Below are 13,017 nucleotides of genomic sequence, written 5' to 3' on the forward strand. Positions count from 1 at the left end.
CACGACGCCCCAGGCACGGATGTGTGCGTGGGGCGTTGTGTTGGTGTGGTTAGTCTGACGATGACCTACTTTCACGAGGGCGGACCTCACTATCATCGGCGCATGTGCGTTTCACGGTCCTGTTCGGGAAGGGAAGGGGTGGTTCCACACAGCTATGGTCGTCAGACTTTGACTTGTTGCCTGCGTGGTTTGCAGGCCAAAGTTAGGAAGAAGTGTTGTGTGATTGTCTGGTTGCGTTGTTTTGGCAACCAGGGGGTTGAGTTCGTTTTGTTTTGAAGGTTATAGGATCAAGCCACACGGGCAATTAGTACCGGTTAGCTGAACGTGTTGCCACGCTTACACACCCGGCCTATCAACGTTGTGGTCTTCAACGACCCTTCAGGGGGCTCGAGGCCCCGGGGAAGTCTCATCTTGAGGCGAGTTTCCCGCTTAGATGCTTTCAGCGGTTATCTCTTCCGCACATAGCTACCCGGCGATGCGACTGGCGTCACAACCGGTACACCAGGGGTGCGTCCACTCCGGTCCTCTCGTACTAGGAGCAGGCCCTCTCAAACTTCCAGCGCCCACGGCAGATAGGGACCAAACTGTCTCACGACGTTTTAAACCCAGCTCACGTACCACTTTAAATGGCGAACAGCCATACCCTTGGGACCGGCTACAGCCCCAGGATGTGATGAGCCGACATCGAGGTGCCAAACTCCGCCGTCGATGTGAACTCTTGGGCGGAATCAGCCTGTTATCCCCAGAGTACCTTTTATCCGTTGAGCGATGGCCCTTCCATACAGAACCACCGGATCACTATGACCTGCTTTCGCACCTGCTCGACTTGTGGGTCTCGCAGTCAAGCCACCTTTTGCCATTGCACTATCAGTACGATGTCCGACCGTACCTAGGTGACCTTCGTACTCCTCCGTTACCTTTTGGGAGGAGACCGCCCCAGTCAAACTGCCCACCATGCACGGTCCCCGACCTGGATTCACAGGCCTGGGTTAGAACCTCGACGACACCAGGGTGGTATTTCAAGGTTGGCTCCACCGGAACTGGCGTCCCGGTTTCAAAGCCTCCCACCTATCCTACACAAGTCCCGTCAAAGTCCAATGCAAAGCTACAGTAAAGGTTCATGGGGTCTTTCCGTCTAGCCGCGGGGAGATTGCATCTTCACAAACATTTCAACTTCGCTGAGTCTCAGGAGGAGACAGTGTGGCCATCGTTACGCCATTCGTGCAGGTCGGAACTTACCCGACAAGGAATTTCGCTACCTTAGGACCGTTATAGTTACGGCCGCCGTTTACCGGGGCTTCGATCAAGAGCTTGCACCCCATCACTTAACCTTCCGGCACCGGGCAGGCGTCACACCCTATACGTCCACTTTCGTGTTTGCAGAGTGCTGTGTTTTTAATAAACAGTCGCAGCCACCGATTCTCTGCGACCCCGTTCCGCTCCGGCCGCGAGGGCCTTCACGTACCAGGGGCATACCTTCTCCCGAAGTTACGGTATCAATTTGCCGAGTTCCTTCTCCTGAGTTCTCTCAAGCGCCTTGGTATTCTCTACCAGCCCACCTGTGTCGGTTTGCGGTACGGTCACTCTTAGACTGAAGCTTAGAGGCTTTTCCTGGAAGCTGGGTATCACTCGCTTCGGATCCGAGGATCCTCGTCATCACGCCTCATCTAAGCCACGCGGATTTGCCTACGCGGCACGACTACACGCTTAAACCACCTATTCCAACAGATGGCCGAGCTAACCTTCTCCGTCCCCCCATCGCATCTAAGAGCGGTACAGGAATATTGACCTGTTTCCCATCGACTACGCATTTCTGCCTCGCCTTAGGGGCCGACTCACCCTGCGCCGATGAACGTTGCGCAGGAAACCTTGGGCTTACGGCGAGGGTGCTTTTCACACCCTTTATCGCTACTCATGTCAGCATTCGCACTTCCGATACCTCCAGCATCCCTTACGAGACACCTTCGCAGGCTTACGGAACGCTCCCCTACCACGTGTCAAAGACACATCCGCAGCTTCGGTTCATGGCTTGAGCCCCGTTACATCTTCCGCGCAGGACGACTCGACTAGTGAGCTATTACGCTTTCTTTAAAGGATGGCTGCTTCTAAGCCAACCTCCTAGCTGTCTATGCCTTCCCACCTCGTTTGCCACTTAGCCATGCATTTGGGACCTTAGCTGGCGGTCTGGGTTGTTTCCCTCTTGACACCGGACGTTAGCACCCGATGTCTGTCTGCCGTATATCACTTTGCGGTATTCGGAGTTTGCTATCGCGGGGTAGATCGCAATGACCCCCCCAACGATTACAGTGCTCTACCCCCGCAAGTGTCCGTACGACGCACTACCTAAATAGTTTTCGGGGAGAACCAGCTATTTCCGGATTTGTTTAGCCTTTCACCCCTATCCACAGCTCATCCCCTAACTTTTCAACGTTAGTGGGTTCGGACCTCCAGTACCTGTTACGGCACCTTCATCCTGGCCATGGATAGATCATCCGGTTTCGGGTCTACGCCCAGCTACTCTGACGCCCTTATCAGACTCGCTTTCGCTACGCCTCCCCTATTCGGTTAAGCTCGCAACTGAACGTAAGTCGCTGACCCATTATACAAAAGGTACGCAGTCACCCCTTTCGAGGCTCCCACTGTTTGTATGCATGCGGTTTCAGGATCTATTTCACTCCCCTCCCGGGGTTCTTTTCGCCTTTCCCTCACGGTACTGGTTCACTATCGGTCGATCACGAGTATTTAGCCTTGGAGGATGGTCCCCCCATCTTCAGACAGGATTTCTCGTGTCCCGCCCTACTTGTCGCACGCTCAGACCCGCCACCGGCTTTTCGCATACGGGACTATCACCCTGTATCGTCGGACTTTCCAGACCGTTTTGCTAAGCTGATGGTTTAGTCGTGCAGGCTCTTCCGTGTTCGCTCGCCACTACTTACGGAATCTCGGTTGATTTCTTTTCCTCGAGCTACTTAGATGTTTCAGTTCGCTCGGTTCGCCTCTACACACCTATGTATTCAGTGTGAGATGACCCTTGCGGGCCGGGTTTCCCCATTCGGACATCGTGGGATCAATGCTCTATTGCCAGCTCCCCCACGCTTTTCGCAGGCTTACACGTCCTTCATCGCCTGTGATCGCCAAGGCATCCACCACATGCACTTAGTCGCTTGATCCTATAACCTTGGACCCTCTTCGATGTTGCCATCCCGAAGGCCCGCGTACAGGAACGAACTCGTTTGTGCGATCCAGCCTGCGCTGACAAGCTCAGCCTGGATCGATGCAATCACACAACTTGCAGTACGCACCGGCTCGGTACGTACTACACTTCTTCCACTTTGTTAAAGAGCAAACCTCTACGCGCGACAGCCGAAGCTGCCGACCAAGAAGTAAGAGATGACGACGCCACGATCTTCGAGCGCCATCGACATCTCTTACTTCTCGAACCTGTTGCTTGGACAGTCCTGGTGGAGCTGGTCGGGATCGAACCGACGACCTACGGCTTGCAAAGCCGCCGCTCTCCCAGCTGAGCTACAGCCCCCCTGTCTCGAGCAACCCTTGATTGGTGGGTCTGGTTGGGTTCGAACCAACGACCCCCGCCTTATCAAGACGGTGCTCTAACCAGCTGAGCTACAGACCCTCATCCGAGGCTCTTCTCGCCTGAACAACCGATAAGTTGTGGATACTTGGCCATCATGGCCTGATCTCTTGAAAGGAGGTGATCCAGCCGCACCTTCCGATACGGCTACCTTGTTACGACTTCACCCCAGTCATGAATCTCACCGTGGTAAGCGCCCTCCCGAAGGTTAAGCTACCTACTTCTGGTGAAACCCACTCCCATGGTGTGACGGGCGGTGTGTACAAGACCCGGGAACGTATTCACCGCAGCATGCTGATCTGCGATTACTAGCGATTCCGACTTCACGTAGTCGAGTTGCAGACTACGATCCGGACTACGATCGGCTTTAAGGGATTGGCTCCACCTCGCGGCTTGGCAACCCTCTGTACCGACCATTGTATGACGTGTGAAGCCCTACCCATAAGGGCCATGAGGACTTGACGTCATCCCCACCTTCCTCCGGTTTGTCACCGGCAGTCTCACTAGAGTGCCCAACCAAATGATGGCAACTAGTGACAAGGGTTGCGCTCGTTGCGGGACTTAACCCAACATCTCACGACACGAGCTGACGACAGCCATGCAGCACCTGTGTTCTGGCTCCCGAAGGCACCCTCGCCTCTCAGCAAGGTTCCAGACATGTCAAGGGTAGGTAAGGTTTTTCGCGTTGCATCGAATTAATCCACATCATCCACCGCTTGTGCGGGTCCCCGTCAATTCCTTTGAGTTTTAACCTTGCGGCCGTACTCCCCAGGCGGTCGACTTCACGCGTTAGCTGCGTCACTCAGTGCATTGCTGCTCCGAACGACTAGTCGACATCGTTTAGGGCGTGGACTACCAGGGTATCTAATCCTGTTTGCTCCCCACGCTTTCGTGCATGAGCGTCAGTACAGGCCCAGGGGGCTGCCTTCGCCATCGGTGTTCCTCCTGATCTCTACGCATTTCACTGCTACACCAGGAATTCCACCCCCCTCTGCCGTACTCTAGCCTTGCAGTCACAAACGCAGTTCCCAGGTTAAGCCCGGGGATTTCACATCTGTCTTACAAAACCGCCTGCGCACGCTTTACGCCCAGTAATTCCGATTAACGCTCGCACCCTACGTATTACCGCGGCTGCTGGCACGTAGTTAGCCGGTGCTTCTTAGTCCGGTACCGTCATCCATGGCCTATGTTAGAGACCACGATTTCTTCCCGGCCGAAAGAGCTTTACAACCCGAAGGCCTTCTTCACTCACGCGGCATGGCTGGATCAGGCTTGCGCCCATTGTCCAAAATTCCCCACTGCTGCCTCCCGTAGGAGTCTGGGCCGTGTCTCAGTCCCAGTGTGGCGGATCATCCTCTCAGACCCGCTACGGATCGTCGCCTAGGTGAGCCTTTACCTCACCTACTAGCTAATCCGACATCGGCCGCTCCAATCGCGCGAGGTTCCGAAGAATCCCCCGCTTTCCCCCTCAGGGCGTATGCGGTATTAGCGTAGCTTTCGCTACGTTATCCCCCACGACATGGGCACGTTCCGATGCATTACTCACCCGTTCGCCACTCGCCGGCAGGCCGAAGCCCCCGCTGCCGTTCGACTTGCATGTGTAAAGCATGCCGCCAGCGTTCAATCTGAGCCAGGATCAAACTCTTAAGTTCAATCCAGCAAAGCACTCAAAATACTGACTTACATCAGCATGAGCACCAATCATTGTGATACCTGTGCGACCAAAGTCGCCGACCACAACAACCAAGCACCCACACTTATCGGTTGTCCAAGTTTTTAAAGAATCGCTGCGCTGCCGCAGCGAAGAAGCGAGATTATGTAGAACCTACATCACCCTGTCAAGCATCTCGCGAATCTTTTTTGCGCCGCCCCGCCAAAAACACGGAACAACAAGACCCGCAACACCCGACTGCCTCTCCCTTCCCGCCCCGCTGCGCCTGAACTCAAGCACCGCTGCGCTGGAAGAGGTGCGCATTATAGACAACCAAATCCTGACGTCAAGAAAAAAACAACAAAAAACCTCTCCGACCAATCCAGGAACACCCGCACCAGCACACCAGCCGCAAGCACCACGCCGCGCAAAACCACAGGCCATCCACGCCAAGCACACTCGACCTGCGTCGCCCTCGCACGACGCCAACCAAAGAAATCCCCGCCCCCCCCTTGCATCCGACAACCGCGAACGGCCGATCGGATCGGCACCGCGCTCCAATGGCAATTGCGCTCCGATGCGCCACTTGCGTCGTACCTGCATCGCGAGAGTTGCTTTGCAGCCCCCGGAGGTCGATGCCAGGCGCTCTAAGCTTCGCGACGATGGCGCGCGCGGACGCATCTGTCGCGGTTGCGGCACCGTGGGGCAAGTGATATCGTCCGCGCGACACGCGGGAGAGAACTCCTCGATGGAGTCGCCGAAGGCGCAACCCCCGGAACCGCTCAGGCAAAAGGACCGCGTGCGCAGCAAAAGTCTGGAGAGCGGTACGGGCGCAAGGCGCCGGCGTATCCACCGAAGGGGCACACCGTCGTCAGCCGTAACATCGCATACATATATGTCTGCAGATGCCACGCGATCACGGGAAAATCTCTCAGGTAAAAGGACAGATGGGGCGTGCTCGGTGACAAACCGTACCCGCCCCTTTCTCGTTCACCCTGACAGAGCGCCTTCGCGATGACTATCGCTGCCAAACAGACCCCCCTCCACGCCGCCCACGTCGCCGCCGGCGCACGCATGGTCGACTTCGCCGGCTGGGACATGCCGGTGAACTACGGTTCGCAGATCGAGGAGCATCACGCCGTGCGCCGCGACGCCGGCATGTTCGACGTCTCGCACATGCTCGCCCTCGACCTCGCCGGCCCCGACGCAACCACCTGGCTGCGCGGTCTGCTCGCCAACGACGTCGCCAAGCTCAAGGATAACGGCAAGGCGCTCTACTCCTGCATGCTCAACGAGCGCGGCGGCGTGATCGACGACCTGATCGTCTACCGCTTCAGCGATGCCGACTACCGCATCGTCGTAAACGCCGGCACCGCCGACAAGGACGTCGCCTGGATGCGCCAGCGCATCGCCGCGACCGGGGCCAACGTGACCCTGCAGGCGCGCCGCGACCTAGCGATGATCGCCGTCCAGGGTCCGCGCGCGATCGAGCGCGCCACCTTGGCCCTGCCGGAGCTCTCCACCGCCAACGGCGTGCCCGCCCCCTTCTTTGGCGCTCGCGTGGGCGACCTGCTGATCGCACGTACCGGCTACACCGGCGAGGACGGACTGGAGATCGCCGTCCCCGCGAGCCGCGCCGAGGCGATGTGGAATGCGCTCGCCGCCGCCGGTGTGCGTCCCTGCGGCCTGGGCGCGCGCGACACCCTACGCCTGGAAGCCGGCATGAACCTCTACGGCCAGGACATGGACGACCACGTTTCCCCCCTGAACGCCGGCCTGTCGTGGACGGTGGACATGAAGGACGAGGCGCGCGACTTCCTCGGTCGCGCCGCGCTGCAGGCCAACCCTGCCAGCCAGCGCCTGCTTGGCCTCATCCTCGAGGACAAGGGCGTGCTGCGCTCGCACATGAAGGTCTTCACCTCCGGCGGCGAAGGCGAGACCACCAGCGGAAGCTTCTCGCCCACGCTGGAAAAGTCGATCGCCTTCGCACGCGTCCCGCTCGCGACGCAGCCGGGCGAGGCCGTCGAGGTGGACATTCGCGGCAAGCGCCTGAAGGCACGCACCGTCAAGCTGCCCTTCGTACGTAACGGCAAGGCCCTCGTCTGACCCGATGTCCGAGGGCGGCCATCGAGCCGCCCTTCATGTCGCAGCCGCACATCACCGACGAGCCGGACGTGACACTGCATTTCTTCACCCGCACACCCCATCTTCCCGACCGGAGAGCACCATGAGCAACGTCCCCAGCACCCTCAAGTACACCAAGTCCCACGAATGGATCCGCGTCGAGGACGACGGCACCCTGACCATCGGCGTCACCGACCACGCCCAGGAGGCCCTCGGCGACATCGTCTTCCTCGAACTGCCGGAAGCCGGCCGCGCGCTGTCCGCCGGCGAAGCCTGCGCGGTGATCGAATCGGTCAAGGCTGCCTCCGACATCTACGCCCCCGTGGCAGGTGAAGTGATCGCCAACAATCAGGACGCGATCGACGCCCCCGAGAGCGTCAACGCCGACGCGTACTCCGCCTGGCTGTTCAAGCTCGCGCCGGCCAACGCCGCCGACGTCGCCGCGCTGATGGACGCCGCAGCCTACGAAGCGGAAATCGCCCAGGCCTGACCATGACCGACACCCTGCTCTCCGCCCCGCTCGCCCGCCTCGAGCAGCGCGACGCCTTCGTCCACCGCCACCTCGGCCCCGATGCGGGCGAGATCGGGCGCATGTGCGCGAGCATCGGCGTCGCCGACGTCGACGCCCTGATCGCGCAGACCGTGCCTGCCGGCATCCGCCTCGCGTCGCCGCTGCCGCTCGCCGGCGCGATGCCCGAGCACGAGGCGCTTGCCCGCCTGAAGGCCATCGCCGGCCGCAACGTGGTGAAGAAGTCCCTGATCGGTCAGGGCTACTACGGCACCCACGTCCCCGCGGTCGTGCTGCGCAACGTGCTCGAGAACCCGGGCTGGTACACCGCCTACACGCCCTACCAGGCCGAGATCTCCCAAGGCCGCCTCGAAGCCCTGCTGAACTACCAGCAGATGGTGATCGACCTCACCGGCCTGGAGCTCGCCAACGCCTCGCTGCTCGACGAGGCCACCGCCGCCGCCGAGGCGATGACGATGGCCCGGCGCGTATCGAAGTCGAAGTCGAACGTGTTCTTCATCGACGAGGCCTGCTTCGCGCAGACCATCGACGTGGTGCGCACCCGTGCGCACTACTTCGGCTACGAGCTGGTCTACGGCAAGGCTGCCGAGGCTGGCAGCCACGACTGCTTCGGCGCGCTGCTGCAGTACCCGAACGCACGCGGCGAGGTCGTCGACCTCACGGCCCCGATCGCAGAACTCAAGGCCAAGGGCGCCGTGGTCGCGGTCGCCAGCGATCTGATGGCCCTGGTGCTGCTCAAGAGCCCCGGCGCCATGGGCGCCGACATCGCGCTCGGTTCGGCGCAGCGCTTCGGCGTGCCGATGGGCTTCGGCGGCCCGCATGCCGCCTTCTTCGCGACCCGCGAAAGCTACGTGCGCTCAATGCCCGGCCGTATCATCGGCGTCTCCAAGGACGCGCGTGGCAAGACCGCGCTGCGCATGACGCTGCAGACCCGTGAGCAGCACATCCGCCGCGAAAAGGCGAACTCCAACATCTGCACCTCGCAGGTGCTGCTGGCCAACCTCTCCGGCTTCTACGCCGTCTATCACGGCCCGCAGGGCCTGCGCACCATCGCCGCGCGCATCCACCGCCTCGCCGCGGTGCTCGCCGCCGGCCTGCGCGAGGCGGGCTTCGGCCTGCACGACCGTGCCTTCTTCGACACCGTCGAGGTCGAGGTCGGCGCGCGCGCGCCCACCATCCTGCGCGCGGCCGAGGAAGCCGGCTTCAACCTGCGCAGCGTCTCCGGCACCACGCTCGGTCTGTCGGTGGATGAGACCACCACCCGCGAGGACATCGCCACGATCCTCGGCTGCTTCGGCGCCTCCACCGACGTCAGCGCGATCGACGCCCGCGTCGCGGCCGCAGGCGGCGCCCTGCCGGCGGAACTGCTGCGCAGCGACGCCGTGCTCGCGCACCCGGTGTTCAACACGCACCACACCGAGCACGAGATGCTGCGCTACCTCAAGAAGCTGCAGAACCGCGACCTCGCGCTCGACCACTCGATGATCTCGCTCGGCTCGTGCACGATGAAGCTGAACGCCACCAGCGAGATGATCCCGATCACCTGGCCGGAGTTCGCCAACCTGCACCCGTTCGCGCCGCGCGAGCAGGCCGCCGGCTACCTCGAGATGATCGAGGGCCTGGCCGACTACCTGCGCGCGGTCACCGGCTTCCCGGCGATCAGCATGCAGCCGAACTCGGGTGCGCAGGGCGAGTACGCCGGCCTGGTGGCGATCGCGCGCTACCACGCCAGCCGCGGCGAGGCCAACCGCAAGATCTGCCTGATCCCGAAGTCCGCCCACGGCACCAACCCGGCGACCGCTCAGATGTGCGGCATGCAGGTGGTGGTGGTCGAGTGCGACGACAACGGCAACGTCGACGTCGCCGACCTCAAGGCCAAGGCGGAGAAGCACGCCGCCGACCTGGCCGCACTGATGATCACCTACCCGTCCACCCACGGCGTGTTCGAGGAGTCGATCCGCGAGATCTGCACCATCGTCCACCAGTACGGAGGTCAGGTGTACATGGACGGCGCCAACCTCAACGCGCAGGTTGGCCTGACCTCGCCGGCGACGATCGGCGCCGACGTGTCGCACATGAACCTGCACAAGACCTTCTGCATCCCGCACGGCGGCGGCGGTCCGGGCATGGGGCCGATCGGCCTGGCGGCGCACCTCGCGCCCTTCATGGCCGACCACGTGATCCAGCCCACCGGCGGCGCCGGCCGGCCCAACCTGGGCCAGGGCGCAGTCTCGGCCGCGCCCTTCGGCTCAGCGAGCATCCTGCCGATCTCGTGGATGTACATCACGATGATGGGCGGCGAAGGCCTCAAGCAGGCGACCGAGGTGGCGATCCTCAACGCCAACTACCTGGCCGCACGCCTGAAGGATCACTACCCGGTGCTCTACACCGGCAGCAAGGGCCGGGTCGCGCACGAGTGCATCCTCGACATCCGTCCGATCAAGGCGACCACCGGCATCTCCGAGGTCGACATCGCCAAGCGCCTGATGGACTACGGCTTCCACGCGCCGACCATGTCGTTCCCGGTGGCAGGCACGATCATGGTCGAGCCGACCGAGTCGGAAGACCTCGGCGAGCTCGAGCGCTTCGTCGCCGCGATGATCGCGATCCGCGACGAGATCCGCCAGATCGAAGCCGGCAACTGGCCGGCCGAGGACAACCCGCTCAAGCACGCGCCGCACACCCAGGCCGACTTCCTCGGCGACTGGAAGCGGCCCTACTCGCGCGAGCAGGCGGTGTTCCCGTTGCCCTGGGTGGCCGAGAACAAGTTCTGGCCCAGCGTCAATCGCATCGACGACGTCTATGGCGACCGCAACCTGTTCTGCGCCTGCGTGCCGATGAGCGACTACGCCGAGTGAGCGCCGCCCGCAGCGGCGAACCACGCCCCGAGCGCTGGTAGAATCCGCCAGCCTCGGCAGCAAGAGCCACGCCCGCGGGTGTGGCTCTTTTTTTGCCGCCAGCCCTCCCCACCACCTACCCCCCCGAACCTGGAAGGAACCGGACACGGTGATCTTCGCTCCGCGCACCAACCGCAGCCAGCTCTGGCTCGCCCTGCTCATCGCCAGCACCACCATGCTCCTGCTGCTCGCCGCCATGCTGTGGCTGCAGACGCGCCCGGTGCGCATGCACGACCTGCACCTCGCCGAGGGCGAGAAGCTGCGCTGCGTGTCCTACGCCCCCTATCATCGCCCGGGGCAGACCCCGCTCCTCGAAGACACCCGCATCGAGCGCGAGCAGATCGCGGCCGACCTCGCCGCGCTGGCGAAGATCACCGACTGCGTGCGCCTGTACTCGATCGACCAGGGCCTCGAGCACGTCCCCGAGCTCGCCCGTCCGCTCGGTCTGAAAGTGCTGCTCGGCGCCTGGATCGGCTACGAGAAGACGAAGAACGCCCGCGAACTCGAGCGCGCGATCGCGCTCGCCAACGCCAACGCCGACGTCGTGCGTGCGCTCATCGTCGGCAACGAGGTCCTGCTGCGCCGCGAGCGCACCGAGGACGAGATGCGCGAACTCATCCGTCACGCCAAGGCGCATGCGAAGGTGCCGGTCACCTACGCCGACGTGTGGGAGTTCTGGACCCGCCACGACAGTCTCGCCAACGAGGTCGACTTCGTCACCGTGCACATCCTGCCCTTCTGGGAGGACGAACCGGTCGACATCGAGCTCGCGCTCCAGCACGTGGCCGAAACGCGGCGCCACGTCGGTGAGCACTTCGCCGGCAAGAAGATCCTCATCGGCGAGACCGGCTGGCCGAGCGCGGGCCGCCAGCGCGAGGAATCGAAGCCCTCCCGGGTCAACCAGGCGCGCTACATCCGCGAGTTCGTCCATCGCGCGCATGCCGAAGGCTGGGACTACAACCTCATCGAGGCCATCGACCAGCCCTGGAAGCGCCGCCTCGAAGGCACGGTGGGCGGCTTCTGGGGCATGCTCGACGCCGACAGCCTGGAGCCCAAGTTCCCGCTCGCCGGTGCGGTGGCCGAGCGCGAAGGCGTGGCCGGTCCGGTCGGCGGCGCTGCGGTCGGCGGCGTGCTCGCCTTCCTGCTCGCGACCACCGGCCGACGCACGCGCTGCCTGCGCGCAAGCGCGATCGCCGCCGCAGGCACACTCGGCGGAATGATCACGGTGCTGCACTGGGAACACGCCCACCTGGCCTACCGCGATGCGCTGGAGTGGAGCCTGCTCGGCGGTGTCGCCGCGCTCGGCGCCCTGCTGCCGCTCACGCTCGCGCGCTGGCATGGCGAGCCCGTGCCCGCCACCGGCCGCGCCGCGCGCATCCTGCGGCATGGCGAACCCCTGCGCGCCAAGGCCGGCGCGCTCGGCCTGCTGCGCGGCCTGCTGCTCTTCGCAGCCGCGGTGGCCGCGCTGCTGCTGTGGGTCGATCCGCGCTACCGCGACTTCCCCACCCTGCTCTACCTGGTGCCGGCGGTGGTGCTCGGTGTCGTCGGCTGGTGGCGCGCCGACACCACGCGCAGCGAGATCACCCTCGCGCTGGTCATCCTCATCGGCGTGGTCGCGCGCTGGTCAAGCGAGCCGGCCAACCCCCAGGCGGTCGCCTGGCTGCTCACCGGGCTCGCGCTGGCCCTGCCCGTGCTGCTGGTGCGCTCGCACCAGCACGAGCAGCGCGAGTAGGGCGCCGACCGCGGCCGGGTCGTAGCTGTACAGCACCAGGCCGGCCACTCCACACAGCCAGCCCGCCCAGGCTAGGCCGCGACTGGCACGCACAAAGGCGAGTACGCCCGCGACGAGGCTCACCCAGCCGATGCGCTGGTCGAGGAAGCTGTGCACGAAGGCCTGCTTGAACAGGCAGGCCAGCGCGGGCGCATCGGCGGCCGTGCAGTCGCGCGGCAGCACCCCGGCCTCGAGCACGCCGTGGCGCAACCAGAGCGCGAGTGCGGCGAGCGCGAGTCCGGCAAGGAGCGGACGGGCGACGCCATATTTGAGCAAATTAGTTGGCATTGGGATACGCTTTCCCTTCAAAATCAGCACACGCCGACAAGACGTGCAAAGTGTTGCAAATTGCCACCCCGAGCGGCTCGTAAGGGGCTGAAATGGCGAATAAAATGCGCGCCGTCGGTGTGAAGGGCGGACGCCCTGCCGGGCGCGCGCATTTTGTCACAGTGC

5 protein-coding genes, 2 tRNA genes, 3 rRNA genes and 1 riboswitch are annotated in these 13,017 nt (G+C 62.8%); of the genes, 4 read left to right on the forward strand and 6 right to left on the reverse strand.

Annotation, left to right across the window (positions count from 1 at the left end):
* Positions 1 to 52 precede the first annotated feature (52 nt).
* The 5 genes from rrf to PO78_RS21675 all read right to left on the reverse strand — a co-directional run bounded on the left by rrf (position 53) and on the right by PO78_RS21675 (position 5,244).
* Positions 53 to 166, reverse strand: a 5S ribosomal RNA gene (rrf, locus tag PO78_RS21655).
* Between the two features lie 117 nt (positions 167 to 283).
* Positions 284 to 3,170, reverse strand: a 23S ribosomal RNA gene (locus tag PO78_RS21660).
* A gap of 289 nt (positions 3,171 to 3,459) precedes the next feature.
* Positions 3,460 to 3,535: transfer RNA gene (locus PO78_RS21665), tRNA-Ala, on the reverse strand.
* 22 nt (positions 3,536 to 3,557) lie between these two features.
* Positions 3,558 to 3,634, reverse strand: a tRNA-Ile gene (locus PO78_RS21670).
* Positions 3,635 to 3,705: 71 nt separating this feature from the next.
* Positions 3,706 to 5,244 (reverse strand): 16S ribosomal RNA (locus PO78_RS21675).
* Together the 16S, 23S and 5S rRNA genes with 2 tRNA genes alongside form the textbook arrangement of a ribosomal RNA operon.
* 720 nt (positions 5,245 to 5,964) lie before the next feature.
* A riboswitch (glycine riboswitch) is annotated at positions 5,965 to 6,051 on the forward strand.
* A gap of 206 nt (positions 6,052 to 6,257) precedes the next feature.
* On the opposite strand from PO78_RS21675, the gene gcvT reads away from it, so the two are divergent.
* The 4 genes from gcvT (at position 6,258) to PO78_RS21695 (ending at position 12,525) form a co-directional block, all read left to right on the forward strand.
* Positions 6,258 to 7,349, forward strand: coding sequence for a glycine cleavage system aminomethyltransferase GcvT (gene gcvT, locus PO78_RS21680; RefSeq protein ID WP_004312585.1), 1,092 nt, complete (start codon positions 6,258 to 6,260; stop codon positions 7,347 to 7,349).
* A 121-nt stretch (positions 7,350 to 7,470) separates the two neighbouring features.
* Positions 7,471 to 7,857: a glycine cleavage system protein GcvH gene (gene gcvH, locus PO78_RS21685; protein ID WP_004312587.1), complete on the forward strand. Its 387-nt coding sequence runs from the start codon at positions 7,471 to 7,473 to the stop codon at positions 7,855 to 7,857.
* 2 nt (positions 7,858 to 7,859) lie between these two features.
* On the forward strand, positions 7,860 to 10,754 hold the full coding sequence (gene gcvP / locus PO78_RS21690; RefSeq protein WP_004312589.1) for an aminomethyl-transferring glycine dehydrogenase: 2,895 nt from the start codon (positions 7,860 to 7,862) through the stop codon (positions 10,752 to 10,754).
* Between the two features lie 148 nt (positions 10,755 to 10,902).
* Entirely contained in the window at positions 10,903 to 12,525 is a 1,623-nt protein-coding gene (locus tag PO78_RS21695) for a glycoside hydrolase family 17 protein (protein ID WP_004312591.1), read from the forward strand.
* Here the strand turns inward: PO78_RS21695 and PO78_RS22610 are convergent.
* Positions 12,418 to 12,852 carry a hypothetical protein gene (locus PO78_RS22610; protein WP_138861269.1) on the reverse strand — a complete coding sequence of 145 codons (435 nt, stop codon included), beginning with the start codon at positions 12,850 to 12,852 and terminating at the stop codon, positions 12,418 to 12,420. The genes PO78_RS21695 and PO78_RS22610 overlap by 108 nt on opposite strands.
* Positions 12,853 to 13,017 lie beyond the last annotated feature (165 nt).

The sequence above is a fragment of the Thauera sp. SWB20 genome, from assembly GCF_000831325.1.
Taxonomy (GTDB): domain Bacteria; phylum Pseudomonadota; class Gammaproteobacteria; order Burkholderiales; family Rhodocyclaceae; genus Thauera; species Thauera aminoaromatica.